This window comes from Saprospiraceae bacterium (assembly GCA_016713025.1).
In the GTDB taxonomy this organism is placed as follows: Bacteria; Bacteroidota; Bacteroidia; order Chitinophagales; family Saprospiraceae; genus OLB9.
The window spans coordinates 1,473,351-1,489,434 of record JADJPZ010000004.1 but is presented as its reverse complement, the minus strand read 5'-3'; the positions used below and the strand labels follow the sequence as shown (position 1 = coordinate 1,489,434).

Here is a 16,084-nt window from a genome sequence, read left to right as displayed (position 1 = left end):
TTATGAAATATTTATTCCAACTGTCACTGATGCTATTTTTATCTGTATTTTTAGGATCGTGTGAAGAAAATTTCATTCCCGATACCAGCGTATCACAGCAGGAAATTGTTGTAGAAGGTTATATTGAATACGGTGAAGGGGCAAATCCAACTTATGTTATTTTGACGCGAAGTATACCTTTCATTTCCACTATCAAAGCTGACCAGTTTTCTACTCTTTTTGTAAAAAATGCCAAAGTAACTGTTTTTGATGGTACAAAGAGTGTTAATCTTCAGGAATTGTGTCTTGATCAGATTCCCGCTGAACTAAAAAAGGAAGTTTATGCCGTTTTGGGCTTAAATCCTGATTCTACTACTTCCAACATATGTGTGTATGCAGACATATTCAATCAGGTAAAGCGCGAGCCCGGGAGAAAATACGACCTTACAGTAGTGGCGGAAGGAAAAACTTTATCAGCAAGTACAACAATACCTACATATATACCCATCTATGGCTTCAATTGGAAGGAACCTCCCGGAAAACCAAGAGATACGCTAGCAGAACTGAATGTAAAAATTAATGATCCTAAAGGTATTAAGAACTATTACAGGTATTTTACCGCAACACAAGGTGGTCCATTGATTCCACCGTTTGGTTCCGTGACTGATGATGCCATTTTTGATGGTAAAGAATTTGAATTTCCACTTCAAAGGGCTCAAAGACGCGGAGGTGGTTTTGATCCTGAGACATTTGGACTTTACAGGCGTGGCGATTCTATCACAGTCAAATGGTGCAACATAGACAAAGCGCATTTTGACTTTTGGAATACAAGAGATTTCAGTGCAAGCAGTGGTGGTCCTTTTGCGGCTTACACCAGGATATCCACCAATATCAATGGTGGATTGGGTATTTGGGGCGGTTATGCTGTGGGAGTCTACTCTATGAAAGTGCCACCTAAGTAAGTAAGCTGTTATTTTTTATTGATTGACACAACAGGAACTATTATATACATCTCATTTCAAAGTGCCATCAAATTAAAATTTTCGCAAAATAGTCAGTAATTCTTTTATCAGCACTTTTCCTGTTCCGGAAAATCGATTGTAATCATCATTGGAAAAAGCTAAGACAGCAAACATAAAGTTATCAGCCATTATTTCATCAGGATGTATGATGTATTGTGTATTGTCTTTTATTTTTGTAAAGAACACAGGAGTTTTTTTTAACGGAATGGTTGTATTACCTTTTTCATCGGTTATTGCTTCATAATATGTTCCTTTATCGTGTATTTGGTATAGGTCAAATTGAAGATAATTGAAAAATGATGGAGTATTTTTTCTGTATGCTGCCAAATTGCTGGTGATAAGAGGAATAGCCAAAATACTATCCAATCTGATAAAATATTGATAAGAGACGCCATCAGGATTTGTGAGTAGTTTTTTATTCAGCATTTCGTTCAACTTTACCTGTTTTTCTGCTTTTGCAAAACCGATGAGTTTGTAAATGTCACTTCTCAACTCAGAATTCTGTCTGGATACGATATGAAATATTTCATGCAACATGACAGAGAGAATGGTTTGTTGATTTTCAATAGGGAAAATGTTTTCCGGTATAAATATGATGTTGCCTCTTGTATAATACACATCTCGTCCATAATGATTGGGTTTAATTTTTATCAATTTTATTCCACCGGGAAATATTCTGGGACTAATCGTGTCGCACAATTTTTTTGCATCGGAAAATATCTGATTCATTATGACGATTTCTTCGTCTGACCATGAGGAGACTTCAGTGGATAGAAACTTTTTATAAGCGGATAATGCATGCTCCCTTGACTCAAAAGCTTGCTCTTTTTTCATTTGTATTTCTATATCAATTTGGGATATCTGGTCAAACAAACCATCATCATCAACCGTAGAGATAAGTTTTGCTGCGTTAATGCTATCCGTAAAATGAACCATTGCAGGTTTTGAATTGACAGATTCGCCAGTGACCTGATCTTTATTCATGCGACAGGAGACACAGAATATCATGAATGAAGATAGGATGGTGTAAATTTTTAAATCTGAATTCATTTTTTAATTTTATTTAAAACATAATAATAGGTGAAAATGATGGTTACGGTGTGATGGCAGCCACATATGGTCTGATTTTTCAATTATTTTATACCCACGAGAATTTATTTTTCTAAAGACGATGGTACTCATGTCTTTATTTTAAAAATAATTCTATCGCCATTATCATCAAAATGAATACAATAGTAGATGAATTTTTCGCAAACCAATTTATTTTGAGTATAAATACAATTTTTATCTGGGCATGGCATACCTGATATAGAATTCGAACCCCGGGCCTGTTCTTTCCAAAGCAGAAGACAGACCATAATTGCCTAAGACTCCTATTTTTAGTGTTCCATCTTTATCTCCGAACTCATCCATGATGATACCGCAATGCACGGCTCCCATGCCTGTACCAGAAAACCCTGCTCCTGCCCAAAATGCTCCTTCTTTTTCATATTTGAGTCCTATGAGCAGATCAACAATGGCAGGCGAAACGATATTGGCTGTGATCATAGGTTCAAGGAATGAATCATAAAAATAGAATCTGCCGCCGGTATTGATGTGAATGTGATTTTTTCTGACCTGATCTACTTCGTTTACCAAAATCTTAGTCGTGAAAATCTGATTGACAGCCACCCCCGCAAAAAAGCTGTTTCCTTTATACTCGCGGGTATTGGAAATATAGTAAAACCCACTCCCCATAGAAGGGTAAAATGAACTTATCTGATTGGCAGCAAGTAATGGATCTCCGTCATCTTTTATTTGCAATCCTGTAGTATTAAAACTGTATTGCTGAAAATTTCCAGAGATACCAAGGGAAATCTGGTCATTCCTGCCTAAAATCTGTCGTAGTTTGTAGGCATAACTCACCATACCGCCTATTTTGTTTACTGGCCCTGTTTTATCATAATTAAGTTGTCCACCAATACTCATATTTTTGCTTTTTATAGGTAGCTGTACTGATGAAAAACCAGAAACTGGAGCACCATCAAAACCCAACCATTGCATTCTGAAAAATCCATCTATAATCATTTCTGATCCTGTAGCTGTAAATGCAGGATTCCAAGCTGCTCTTGATTCTGGTATGTGAGAACTATTGGCCAATTGTTGGCCATTTACGAATGTATACATAAAAGAGAATACACAGCTAAGGATTGATGTATAAAAATAATTCATTTTTGATTTTTTTTCTTTCAAACATAAAAATTTAAACATACTCTAATCCCAAAGAATGAGTAAAGCACTCTTTATTATTTTTTTATCATATTGTAATATATAATAGTAGGTGTCCGCAGGAAGTCTTTCACCGTTTCTCTCTCCCTTAAAAAGAATACCATTGATCTGATAGTCTTTTGCTTCAAATATCACAGTTCCCCATCGATTGAAAATGGTCAGTTTGTTTCCTGGAAAAACTTCAAGTCCGGGAAAAACCAATTCATCATTTTTCCCGTCATTATTAGGAGTAATTGCAGTAATTGCTTTTACTTCCGCAGCTTTTATACATATTTTCACAGAATCCACATATTTGCAGCCATTGGAGTCGGTGATGGTAACCAAATAACGAGTATCGTCAGAAATTACTATAGTTGGGTTAGGAATATCAGTAGGACCTGTGATCGAACCGGAGTTATTCCATTGGTACTTAACCCCTCCTGACGCATTAAGCTTTATCTGTCGACCTGAAATGGTACATGTATCTCTTCCAGCGTCCACGGGTGTTGTACCAAACAATTTAACTTCGATAGATTTTATATCTTTTATTGAAGGGCAGGCACTATTACTAACTTCAACGGTATATATGGTATTAGATGTTGGTTTTGCTATTGTTTTGGCTAGGGTAGGTGTAGTTAAAGTATTGTTTCCGGTTTCACTCCACTTGAAGTTCTGACCTCCTGAAGCTGTTAATGTTATAGAATCACCTTTACAAAGAGTACTGTTAGATGCTATAATGTCAGCTTTGACAGCTGCTATAAGGGTTACTATCACACTATCTTTGCTCGAACATTTAAATTCATTGGTAACAGTAACAATGTACTTGGTGATGGTGTTTGCAGATGGATTTCCCGAATTAATATTCAATGTAGCTCCGTTATATCCATTTGACCATAAAAAGGAAGAATGTGTACCGGCATTTAAAGTTAGTGTTGATCCGGGGCACAGACTGGTATCAGACCCTAAGGTTACTACGGGCTTTGGTCTGGAAACTACATTTATGTTCTTCTCTGTTCGGCAGTCCACATCATTTGCGCTAACCAATGTATAAATGCCCGGCATGGTTGCAATATAGGTATTTAGAGAAGCATTGGGTATATTTATATTATTCCTTCTCCAGATAAATTTTGTCCCATTCGTTTGACTGCTGATAGTTAAATCATTTCCTTCACACAAGATAGTATCTCCTGATAAAGATAAAGCCGGATTGCTTGAAATTGTAATTTTAACCTGTTCTGTCCTTTCACACCCAAAACTATTTTTGACTTTCAGGGCATATGTTCCGGATTTGTCAGCTGTAACTGTTCGATTTGAACTTATAGATGTGCCATTAAAAGACCATTGAAATTGTGTATTTGAAGGCCCACCATTCAAAACAGGAAAATCAGTAGGATCACATAAAACACGGTCATTACCCAAATTGAAAGCTGGTTTTGGATGAACAGTGATGATACTTCCTTTTATTGTGGTACATGCTGGACTACCGGCTGTTACCCATGCTTCATAATTTCCCGGTTCAGTTACATTCAATTCAGGGCCATTCCCGGAAATTGGTTCTGTATTGCGAAACCATTGATATTTTGCATCTGTTGCAGTCGTACTGACCTTGATAGTATGATTCAAGCCATCACAGAAAAAAGTATCGTTACTTATATTCACTGGTGGCCCTGTAACGTATGTTATACTCTTTTGAACAACTGCCCGACAATTGAAATTGTTTGTGACAGACACCTTGTACAAGCCGCCTTCAAGCACAGAAAGTGTATTTTCAGGATTGTTCAGCTTAATATCATTCCGACTCCATTCGTATAATATACCTTCTGTACCTGCAAAAAGTAAAACAGGTGTCCTTTCACAAATAACAATATCAGGACCCAAATTTACTGAAGGTAATGAGCGGATTAGCACATTTGTACTCTTTCTGGTTCTGCATCCTGCAAGGTTTGTTGCTTCAATACTGTAACTTCCGGAATTATTGACAGGTATTTTTAGTGTGTTAGTGCCACCTATGGGATTATTGTTATAATACCATTGTAAGGAAAAATAATCTGTTACTTTTGCTTCAAGTGATAACGGAGACCCCTGACAACCATTAACGGTCTGTGGAAAAGATTCAATAGCCGGTGCTGAAAAGAAGTCAATTTTAACCTGGTCTTCAGTCATACATTGTGCAACGTTTGTTACTATCACTTTGTAAGTACCTGAGTTGGTTACAGTATACTGTTTTATATTGGCTCCGGAAGTAACTAATGTATTATCTTTGTACCATTGATACGATATCCCATCGTTACCCGCATTTAATACAACATTGTCACCTTCGCATTTGGCCAGATTGGGACCTAAGTCTGGTTTGGGTGCTTTTATGGTTTGAATGGTGGTTTCTGCCCTACTTATACATCCATAAGTGTTTTTAACTGTAATTTTATAAATACCGGATTTTGAGATTTCCAGCTTGTTTGATGTAGCACCTTGTATGATGGTATCATTTCTCAACCAGGTGATGGTATCTGTTGGAGAGACTACAGCTTCGAGGATGTATTTTTCATTTTCACAAAAACTTATACCATCTCTGAGAGTGACCTGAGGCAGTGGATTGAATATAACTCTGACAGTATCGCTTTTACTACATCCATTGGGGTGCTTGACCTGAACACCGTACAATCCAGTAGAAGTCACAAACAATACTCCGCCTTGATTGGAGTTGATAAGTTGACCATCTTTAGACCAAATATATATAAAATTAGGATTTGTGCCGGCTTCCAATTTTACTGTGCCACTTTGCTCACATCTCACTACTGGTGGACCAAGTTCAAGTGGGATAGGGCAACATTCCGCCGGAGCAGTAAAAAAATTTGGTTTTCTTAAAACACAAGTCTCTTCTGATGTAAAAAAAGCAGTAATATTCACTGGTTTACTGTCTGAATCCAAACCAGCAAGTATAACATTCTGTGGGCTTGTGGTGATATCAAAAAGCTGCCCATTGATATTGATCTTACCTGTTGACGGTGGATTTTCATAAGTAAGAGTTAATGTTTGAGTATAAAGATTGTTGGATGGTACACAAGCAGTCTGTGCTCCTGCGATGATGTTTTTGATTTCACAAGTGGGCAAAATGGTTATATCCCTATTGTTGAGCTGGCGACTGATACATGCCGTTTGCAAGACCTGACTATACTGTTGGTTTAAAAGTGTATTGTTGTTGACAGAAGTTGGGATAACTGATGAAAACAAGGTGTAGGATCCGGGAAGAGTCGTGCGAAAATCAGTAGAACTACCTGCTTTAACGATATTACCTGAAACTTTATCTACTAATAGAAATACATGTTCATAACCATTAGGCAAACTTGTTGACGGCTCAAACACAATTCCCGGCCCGGATTCTGTTATTAATGAAACTGTAACAGGTAATTGGCCAAAACTATAAAATACCACTTCGTAATCTGTGCAGGATCTCAGATCTACGCTCCAGGTCGATGAACGATTGATGCCTGGGGTAAGTGACTCACGCGCGGAAGAGGATACAAAACCGTTACAACCTGATGATGCTGTAAAATTCGGACTGAAAATAGATACAAAGCCTCCGCCATCAATCCTGAATTTGTATGTCCCCGTCTTTGTAACAGCAATTTTTGATTTTTGAAAATAGTTCGATGTAGATACAGTTTTACAAGCATTAAAGTCATTTGTAAATACCGAAACATTTCCTAATGGGTCGGAGACTTTTAATGTTTTAGAAAGAGAATTTAATTGTAGTCCCGTAATCGCTGGCATATTTAGATTTAGGGTTTCACTTCCTTTTTCAGCTTTCAAACTATCCGTAGTACACAATATACTCTCATTTGGAGCACAAGAACTATTGATCCTGAATGTAGCATCTGAAATATCAAAGAAGGTAAAACAATCATAATCCATACATTCGACCATTATTTTAGCATTTGTAGTGGACACAAAATTCTGTGGAATATTATATGCAAAACTCCCTGAAGCATAAACGACGTTTTCTGCGATGATCAACGGGAATGTTTTACCACCATCAGTGGACATTCTTATTCTTGCTTTATTGCATAAGGTATTGCTGCCATTAGTATTCCATGTCAATAATTCTGTTTGACCGGCGGTAAGTGTTTGACCTCCATCAGGTTTAGTAATTCGCAAGGGTCCTGTAGCTGACACTTGAATCGTTAAATCATCATTGGAGATAGCTCCTCCATCAGGATTGTTATCTCTTATCGAAACATTAAAATTGAGCTCTCTTGCTATTGCAGGCAGTACTTCAAAAGGGCTACTTCCTGATGCTGAATTTAAAACATCTAACGAAGGAAAGTACCTGAAAGAATTGACAGAAGGAGGAAATGACCTGAATAGGGGAGACTTAAGCGAATTGGCTGCAGCAGCCCCAATTTGTCCTTGAGTAGGTTTAATACCGGAACCGTCTTCGTCTATTTGCTCCCAACTATAAGTGTGTATATCAGTATCTGTCCAGGTACCTCGGGCTTTCAAGAAAAAAGGAGTGCTTTTGGGAATGGTTAGTGTTGCCATACATGGGTTCGCTTCCACCTGAGGTATTTTGTTTTGACTTATCAAAGGACCTGCGCAATTTCCACCTGCTCCTTGATATACATAGCGGTACATCTGCTCGAGACTGATTGCATGGAAGTAGTTATCGACTGCTCCTGCCCAAGGTATGTTTTGCGTTGATTCGCATGCACCAAAATAAGACATAATCGTGCTACCGCTGCCAATTTCTACAGCCGTTCCTGAATCGATTGTATTATCGCACTCTTGTCCGGAACCATTGAAAGTATGTGTGGCTCCAAACTGATGACCAACTTCGTGTGCCAGTAGATTGATCCAATAGACATCTTTATTATTAAAACTACCACTCCACCCACTTGCTTTTACAAACTGATTTTCAATTTTAGTGGAAGAACAGACTGAATTAAAATTTGCAAGCCCACCTGTAGTCCAGTTATCACCTTGCTTATGTGTATGGAATACATGCCCAATATCAAAACTATTAATGTCAATTACTTTTGGAATCTCAATTCCAGCCTGCTGTGTTCTATCAACGCCACCTGCCATATCGGGAAGAAATGGGTCGGCTGCAGGATCTTTAAATAAGTGAATACGGTTGCCTAAGGTGAATTTAAAGGATAACTCATTATTAAAGATGGCATTGAGACTATTTACAGAATTAACTACCGCTGTCATAACTTCTGTATCATTATTACCATTATTTAAATAAAATTCACCTGTTGCAACCACTGCCATCCGATAATTGTATTTTCGCTCACCGATGGAAATATCAGACCTTAATCCTCCCGTTGATTTGAAAAAAGGTTTTTTTGTGTTGTGATCTATATGGTTAGATCCGCAGTATGGTGTCAATGGGTTATTTTGCGTTTTTCCATAATCTACATAATGCAAATCTTTGTCTGTTGGGTTTTTTGAAGGATAAATTGTTATGAGTTTGCCACTTTGCCTTATTGTAAAATAAACACCAGTGCTTGAAATGGTAATTGTACCATTAATATTTTGATCATTTTCACATGTAAAGTCATATGTATAAATATCAGGGTACAATCGTCTGAATTCAGCATCTGTTATATAGTTTGGTACAGCTTTTATCTGATATGATACGTTTTGAAGAGGCAAATCAAAAAAAAGCGGAGAGCGGTTGTCAGTTCCTTTTGCCTGAAGTAAATATTTGTTAAAATCAATTTTTATAAAGTGGTTATTCTCCTTTACAGCTTGATACAGGTTTTTTGGTGGTTCGATTTGTGCGTTTGCAGTGCAGATCATAGCTAAGAGAAACATGACCATTGAATAAATCCGTGTTGTATAAACCATAAAAACTAAATTCATAATTTGGGCATAAAATTAATATACTAACGGTTCAATTTCATAATTAATATGTTAAATATTAAAATTTATCAAATTAATGCCCAAATTCATGGTTTTGTGTTGATACCTTAAATGAGTTTCTTATTACGTATCCTGATATAAATCTAAAAAATGCGATGAAGATGCGACTGGTCGAGTTCAAGTAAATTTGCACCTTAATTTTTTCCTTTTCAGTTTTTTTGAAATACAATATTATCTTTGCACCTTAATTTTAAAACTTTTCATTTTTATGAGATCAATTTTATACATGACCTTCCTTGTGGTAATTATTTTCGGTTGTTCAAAAGGTCAAAAGCAACAACCTATCCTTTTTGACATATCAAGTTTGCCATGTGATATGGCCAAACAACCTGATGTTGCAAAATTATGTGGCATTTCTGTCATAGATATGATCTTTCAGACAGTAACTAACACGCCGCAGCAAAAAGTTTGTACATATTATAAAAATGTGACACCTAAGCCCTTACCACTAATAAATCTAACTGTTGAGCCCAATAAAGATTCGAGTGCGACTTCCGATGCGTTGTTTGAAGGATTGATAAAAAATGGAATACCAGGCATGGATGGCATTTCCAAATTTTCAAAATTCCCTGACGACAGGTTCAAAGCTGTGCATTCTGATTCCAATCCGTTGTACAATCAGATATATGTAGAAGTTGATAAGCAAGGTCTTTTGATTATCGAATATGATAAATCATTGATCAAAGATAAGGCTGTAAAAGATTTTGAAAAAAACCTCATTGAATTGTATTTATACGGAGGTCCGCAACTTTAGGGCGTGGGTTATAAAGAAACAGTTAATATTTTTTAACCTTTCTGTTGATTTCTTTACTGTTTTTTTAACGATTTGGACTTATTATATTCCGTTTTAGAAATGTAAATAGTTGTAAACATTTTACAACAATTCATTTTTGAAAACAAAAACAATAAGTCATGAAACAGAACAAAAGATTTTACAGTATCATCACTATGATGGTGTTTTTTTACCAGATCAATGCACAAATTTCCGTTGGTATCAAGGGTGGTGCTAATTTTGCGGATTCAAGAGTTGACGGCCTGATAGGCAATCTTGCTCCTGAACAAACAACTTTCACAGGGTACACTCTTGGGTTTGTAACAGAAATTCCTGTCAAAGGAGGGCTTTCCTTCAGACCTGAATTGAACTACATTCAGAAGGGTTTCACCGTATCACAATCTTTTGATGTCGATGTGCTGGGTGTGGAAATGCCTTTAGGTGCAAAAGCAAGGACACGGATCAATTATCTTGAATTACCAATGTTGCTCAAGTATAGTGTAGGTACAGAATTGGCTAAAGCTTATTTTATTGCTGGTCCCAATGTAGCATATGCGGCCAATGCTGAATTGAGACCCGTTGCATCATTACTGATTGATATCAATCTTCCCAGAGTAAACATAAATCTGAGCAATGATATATACCAGAGATGGGAGATTTCAGGGGTATTGGGAGCCGGTGGCGAAATCAAAGCCGGCAACGGCAAGCTCTTTGCAGATGCAAGATATAATTTAGGATTTACAAACATGCTGGATAATCCATTGGTGGATCTCCGCATCAAGAATCAGGGCTTCAATGTTTCAGCAGGCTATGCCCATGTATTCTAGTAATTTAGGCCAAAATTGCTGGGAGAATCCTTGACTTAAAAACTAAAACATCATCAAAGCACTTTCTGAAACATTATTCAGAAAGTGCTTTTTTGATTGGAGCATAATTGATGATAAAATAATTTAATTTTAATGCCTGAAAAGTAAAAAATCATTTTGTACCTTTGAATATTATAAATTCTAAAATAGGTGCTTAATGCCAGAAATCTATATCAGAACTTATATAAAATATCATCACTTCCTCTCACACCTTAAAATTTAAATTCCCCTTTATTAATGTCTGATATCAAAAATATTTTGCAAACTAAATTCTATGAATAAAAATATGTTTCGACGTTTATATATCCCTATTCTGAGTATAGGGATTTTATTGTTTAATTGCTATGGAGTCAATGGACAGTCAAATTTATTTTCTGATTTTGTAGACTCATCGCGTATAAATAAAATACGAAAGACTTTACCAAAAATAGACAGTATTTATAAAGCTATCGCTATTAAAAATAATTATCCGGGGCTTTCGTACGGAATAGTGGTAGATGGCAGATTGTTTCATTCAGGTAATTATGGTTACACCGATGTGCTAAAAAAGATACCTGCTACTTCAAAATCTATGTTCAGAATCGCTTCTATGAGTAAGAGTGTGACGGCTATGGCCATCATGCATCTAAAAGAAGCAGGAAAAATTCAACTTGATGATCCCGTGGAAAAATATATCCCTGAATTTAAATTGCAAAATACCCTTACGAATGATGCGCCTTTGGTTTCGATCAGACATTGTCTTACTCATAGTGCCGGCTTTCCTGAAGACAATCCGTGGGGAGACAGGCAATTACAGGATTCTGATGAAGAACTCTCAGAACTTTTGAAAAATAAAGTCTCTTTTTCTACAATCCCTGATTACCAATATGAATACAGTAATCTGGGTTATGCATTACTCGGACGGATCATCACTCTGGTGTCGGGGATGCCATATCAGGACTATATCAAAAAGCATATATTATTTCCTCTTGGTATGCCATCAACAGATTGGGAGTATGATCGTGTCAATAAAGACCAACTGGCACATGGATATAGATGGCTTGATGGTAAGTATATGGAAGAACAGCTGCTGCATGATCATCCTAATGGATCTTGGGGAGCGATGGGCTCAATGATCTCATCTATAGATGAATTTGCACAATATATGGCTTGTCATCTTAAGGCATGGCCACCAAGATCTGACCAAGATCAGCAACCAATCAAAAGGCAAAGTATTCGGGAAATGCACAAACCCTGGAATTTTAGCAATTTTAATCCAGCTTATAAGTATCCTGATGGAAGACAGTGCGCCACAGCCAATGCATACGGCTATGGATTAAGATGGACCAAGGATTGTGATGACAAAATTTATATCGGACATAGTGGTGGGCTTCCTGGTTTCGGGAGTCATTGGATGATCTTGCCTGAATATGGCATCGGGGTGATCTCACTTGCTAACAGAACTTACGCTGGTACAAGTGGAGTCAATATGCAAGTCATAGATGCTATAGTAAAACAAGCTGAATTGAAGCCCCGAAACTTTAATACCTCAAAAATTCTACAGCAAAGAAAATTGGAACTAATGAACTTTTTACCAGATTGGAAAAATGCACAGAATTCTAAGATTTTTGCCGAAAATTTTTTCCCTGACTTCATTTTAGAAAAACTGAGAAACCAAAGTCAGGAACTATATTTGAAAATAGGTAAAATCAAAAAAGTCCATGACCTGGTCCCGGAAAATAATCTTAGAGGTTCATTCAAAATTGAAGGTACCGATGGCTCTTTACAGGTTTATTTTACGCTTAGCCCTGAAAATCCACCGCTCATCCAGGATTACCGCTTGACAGAATTGAGGTGATGTCATTCAATACTAATTTTATTTTGACTTTTTTTTAAAAAAAATAATCTATGATATTAAAATGTTATTATAAATCAGCTTATATTTGGCTCAGATTCATATTAACACCCTTAATTGTTGGCAGGTCGGTCCCGATCTGCCTTTTTGTTTTGTAAGACTATGTTTAAAATTTATCCTTTAGCCATAAAATGTCTTATTTTGGCTGCCAATTCGTTAAATTTTTAGGCGAATTGCCCTTAAGAAGCGGCGGAATGCAAAATTTGCCTTTTTTCGCTCAAAATAAGCTCATTTTGTAATTCAAAAACAAAATTTAAACATCCTCTAAAATATGAATAAACAATATTGGTCTCGTGATGAGGCTGTACTCAATATTCAAAAGTATTGTGCTTTACAAGAACGATGCCATCAGGAAGTTAGATTCAAACTGATCGAGCATGGAATCTATGGAGATTTACTTGAAGAGCTTATTGCAGATCTTATTTCCAATGATTTTCTCAACGAAGAAAGATTTGCAAAGACTTATGCAAGAGGAAAGTTCAGAATGAAAAATTGGGGAAGAAATAAAATCATGCATGAGTTAAAACTCAGAAAAGTGTCAAATTACTGTATCAATGAAGCACTTAAGGAAATTGATGAGAACGATTATATTCAGATTTTGGAAAAAATAATAGAAAAGAAAATTACATCTGCCACTTTCAAAAATCAATTTGACAGACTAAAAAAACTTACTGACTTTGCACTTTCGAAGGGTTATGAATATGAAATCATTCAAGATGTAATTAAAAAGATTTAATATTTTTGTAGGCTATTTTATGAATTATCAATCACTTCTTTTCTTTTTACAGCTACATGAGTAAAAGACATTACTAGAAATCTAAAAATACTGTAAAGTTGTTTATTTTTTGTGGCTTTGAGATAATGAATTATTTCAATATAAATAATTGATTGTGAATATTTTAAATTCAATAATTTGTATTTGAAGATAACAAATCATATTTAAGTACAATTCTATTTAAATAATATAATTTAATTACATTTGCACTAAATTTTAGAATACCCTATATATTTTAGGGGTGCACTGGTTAAATAATATAATATTTTAAATGTGTGCCTGAAATTTTCAGGGTATTTTGATAGAATATTATTTATCATTTGAAATTATTTACTATTTATATTAATCTAAACCCACTTAATTTTTAAACTAATATTATGTCAACACTTAGATTTGAAGCTGTAAAGTTAAGCCTTGATCGAAAGCCTGTTCAAATTACAGAACCTGCATCAAGAAGATCAGAATTGTATGGATTGAATGTTTTTAATTTATCAAGCCTGAAGCATTTTTTGCCGAAGGATGCATATAATGCTGTGATCGATGCAACCAACCATGGTAAAAAAATCGACAGAAAAGTAGCTGAAAATGTTGCTTCGGCCATGAAGGCATGGGCAATCTCCAAGGGTGCGACACATTACACTCACTGGTTTCAGCCCCTTACAGGTGGTACTGCTGAAAAACACGACGCTTTTTTTGAACCTGCAGGTGACGGTACTGCCATAGACAAATTTGATGGAGGTCAGTTGGTTCAACAAGAGCCTGATGCATCGAGTTTTCCAAATGGTGGTATCAGAAATACCTTTGAAGCACGAGGATATTCTGCCTGGGATCCTACGTCTCCTGCATTTATTATTGGGACAACTCTTTGTATTCCAACCATTTTTGTATCCTACACCGGTGAAGCATTGGATAATAAAGTTCCTTTGTTAAGAGCATTACATTCAGTAGATGAAGCTGCAACTGAAGTAGCCAGATATTTTGATAAGAATGTAAATAAAGTAATTTCGACTTTGGGTTGGGAACAGGAGTACTTTCTTGTAGACAGTGCACTTGCTTCTACACGCCCTGATTTAATGATGGCCGGTAGATTGCTTCTGGGCCACGAAGCGGCAAAAGGTCAACAATTAGAAGATCACTACTTTGGTTCAATTCCGGAGAGAGCCCTTGCATATATGCGTGAACTGGAAATAGAGTGCATCAAACTTGGAGTACCGGTTAAAACCCGACACAATGAAGTCGCTCCAAACCAATTTGAGCTGGCACCTTTGTTTGAAGAGGCCAATCTTGCCGTAGATCACAATTCATTATTGATGGATATCATGAGTAAAGTAGCTGGAAGGCACAACTTTAAAGTGTTATTTCATGAAAAGCCATTTGCGGGAGTCAATGGATCCGGAAAACATAACAATTGGTCTCTTGCTACCGACACTGGAGTCAACCTGCTTGGTCCGGGCAAAACACCTAAAAGCAATTTGCAGTTTCTGACATTTTTTATAAATACTATAAAAGCAGTACATGATAATGCTGACCTGCTCAGAGCATCTATAGCTTCTGCCAATAATGACCACCGTCTAGGAGCAAATGAGGCGCCTCCGGCCATCATTTCAGTATTTATCGGAAAACACCTGAGCCAGGTGCTTGACGAACTAGAAAACGTGTCAGACGGAAGTTTGTCTCCTGAAGAAAAAACGGAACTTAAATTAAACGTTGTTGGAAAAATTCCGGAAATCCTTCTTGACAATACTGACAGAAACCGAACATCTCCATTTGCCTTTACAGGTAATAAGTTTGAATTCCGTGCCGTGGGTTCTTCTGCCAATTGTGCAAAAGCGATGACAATTTTGAACCTTATAGTGGCTGACCAATTGTATAAGTTTAAAAATCAAGTAGATGACTTGATTGAGAACAAAAACATGAAAAAGGATGATGCCATCTTTAATGTGTTGAGAGAATTGATCAAGGAGTCCAAAAAAATAAGGTTTGAAGGTGATGGCTATAGCGACGAATGGGTCAAGGAAGCTGAAGGTCGTGGATTGAGCAATTTTAAAACCACACCTGAAGCATTAAAAGTGATGGTTCACAAAAACACCCTTGATTTATTTGAGAAGCATAAGATCATGAACAAAATTGAGGTGGAAGCAAGGTATGAGATTGAACTTGAAGAATATATTAAAAAAGTGCAAATAGAAGGTCGTATTCTTGGTGATATCGCAAGAAATCATGTAATCCCTACAGCGGTAAGTTACCAAAACAAGCTGATAGAAAATGTGCAGGGGTTGAAAGATATCTTTGGTAAGGATTTTGAACAATATGCTTCTGAACAAATCAATCTAATAAAGCAAATTTCAGGACACATCAGCTCCATCATTTCAAATGTAGAAAAAATGACTGAAGAGCGTAAAGTTGCAAACAAAATTGACCATGCTGATAAAAAGGCAGTAGCATACTGTAACAAAGTGAAGCCTTACTTTGATGTCATCAGATATGCCTGTGATAAATTGGAACTCCTGATCGATGATGAAATCTGGCCGTTGACTAAGTACAGAGAATTACTCTTCACAAGATAAAATACTGTTAGTTTAAGATCATAAAAAAGCCTTTCGC

General features: G+C 36.4%; 9 protein-coding genes. 6 read left to right on the top strand and 3 right to left on the bottom strand.

The window, feature by feature from the left end; genetic code table 11:
* Positions 1 to 2 precede the first annotated feature (2 nt).
* Positions 3 to 941, top strand: a complete 939-nt coding sequence (locus IPK35_12675; protein MBK8054089.1) for a DUF4249 domain-containing protein — start codon at positions 3 to 5, stop codon at positions 939 to 941.
* Positions 942 to 1,013: 72 nt separating this feature from the next.
* Here IPK35_12675 and IPK35_12670 read toward each other — a convergent pair whose 3' ends face one another.
* The 3 genes from IPK35_12670 to IPK35_12660 all read right to left on the bottom strand — a co-directional run bounded on the left by IPK35_12670 (position 1,014) and on the right by IPK35_12660 (position 9,098).
* Entirely contained in the window at positions 1,014 to 2,051 is a 1,038-nt protein-coding gene (locus IPK35_12670; protein MBK8054088.1) for a hypothetical protein, read from the bottom strand.
* 234 nt (positions 2,052 to 2,285) lie between these two features.
* Positions 2,286 to 3,212 carry a PorP/SprF family type IX secretion system membrane protein gene (locus tag IPK35_12665; GenBank protein ID MBK8054087.1) on the bottom strand — a complete coding sequence of 309 codons (927 nt, stop codon included), beginning with the start codon at positions 3,210 to 3,212 and terminating at the stop codon, positions 2,286 to 2,288.
* A gap of 42 nt (positions 3,213 to 3,254) precedes the next feature.
* A complete protein-coding gene (locus IPK35_12660) occupies positions 3,255 to 9,098 on the bottom strand; it encodes a gliding motility-associated C-terminal domain-containing protein (protein MBK8054086.1) in 5,844 nt (1,947 codons plus the stop codon).
* Between the two features lie 283 nt (positions 9,099 to 9,381).
* Between IPK35_12660 and IPK35_12655 the strand changes: the two genes are divergently transcribed.
* The 5 genes from IPK35_12655 (at position 9,382) to IPK35_12635 (ending at position 16,047) form a co-directional block, all read left to right on the top strand.
* Positions 9,382 to 9,927: a hypothetical protein gene (locus tag IPK35_12655; GenBank protein ID MBK8054085.1), complete on the top strand. Its 546-nt coding sequence runs from the start codon at positions 9,382 to 9,384 to the stop codon at positions 9,925 to 9,927.
* A gap of 158 nt (positions 9,928 to 10,085) precedes the next feature.
* Positions 10,086 to 10,772, top strand: coding sequence for a PorT family protein (locus IPK35_12650; protein ID MBK8054084.1), 687 nt, complete (start codon positions 10,086 to 10,088; stop codon positions 10,770 to 10,772).
* Between the two features lie 325 nt (positions 10,773 to 11,097).
* Positions 11,098 to 12,648, top strand: a complete 1,551-nt coding sequence (locus IPK35_12645; protein ID MBK8054083.1) for a serine hydrolase — start codon at positions 11,098 to 11,100, stop codon at positions 12,646 to 12,648.
* Between the two features lie 328 nt (positions 12,649 to 12,976).
* Positions 12,977 to 13,441 (top strand): RecX family transcriptional regulator, encoded by a 465-nt coding sequence (locus IPK35_12640; GenBank protein ID MBK8054082.1) that lies wholly within the window; start codon positions 12,977 to 12,979, stop codon positions 13,439 to 13,441.
* A gap of 416 nt (positions 13,442 to 13,857) precedes the next feature.
* On the top strand, positions 13,858 to 16,047 hold the full coding sequence (locus IPK35_12635) for a glutamine synthetase III (GenBank protein MBK8054081.1): 2,190 nt from the start codon (positions 13,858 to 13,860) through the stop codon (positions 16,045 to 16,047).
* Positions 16,048 to 16,084: the final 37 nt, after the last annotated feature.

Bases quoted from the DNA above. Each gene is read 5' to 3' on its own strand.
- IPK35_12675 (MBK8054089.1), top strand. From the start codon at position 3: ATGAAATATTTATTCCAACTGTCACTGATGCTATTTTTATCTGTATTT.
- IPK35_12670 (MBK8054088.1), bottom strand. From the start codon at position 2,051: ATGAATTCAGATTTAAAAATTTACACCATCCTATCTTCATTCATGATA.
- IPK35_12665 (MBK8054087.1), bottom strand. From the start codon at position 3,212: ATGAATTATTTTTATACATCAATCCTTAGCTGTGTATTCTCTTTTATG.
- IPK35_12660 (MBK8054086.1), bottom strand. From the start codon at position 9,098: ATGGTTTATACAACACGGATTTATTCAATGGTCATGTTTCTCTTAGCT.
- IPK35_12655 (MBK8054085.1), top strand. From the start codon at position 9,382: ATGAGATCAATTTTATACATGACCTTCCTTGTGGTAATTATTTTCGGT.
- IPK35_12650 (MBK8054084.1), top strand. From the start codon at position 10,086: ATGAAACAGAACAAAAGATTTTACAGTATCATCACTATGATGGTGTTT.
- IPK35_12645 (MBK8054083.1), top strand. From the start codon at position 11,098: ATGTTTCGACGTTTATATATCCCTATTCTGAGTATAGGGATTTTATTG.
- IPK35_12640 (MBK8054082.1), top strand. From the start codon at position 12,977: ATGAATAAACAATATTGGTCTCGTGATGAGGCTGTACTCAATATTCAA.
- IPK35_12635 (MBK8054081.1), top strand. From the start codon at position 13,858: ATGTCAACACTTAGATTTGAAGCTGTAAAGTTAAGCCTTGATCGAAAG.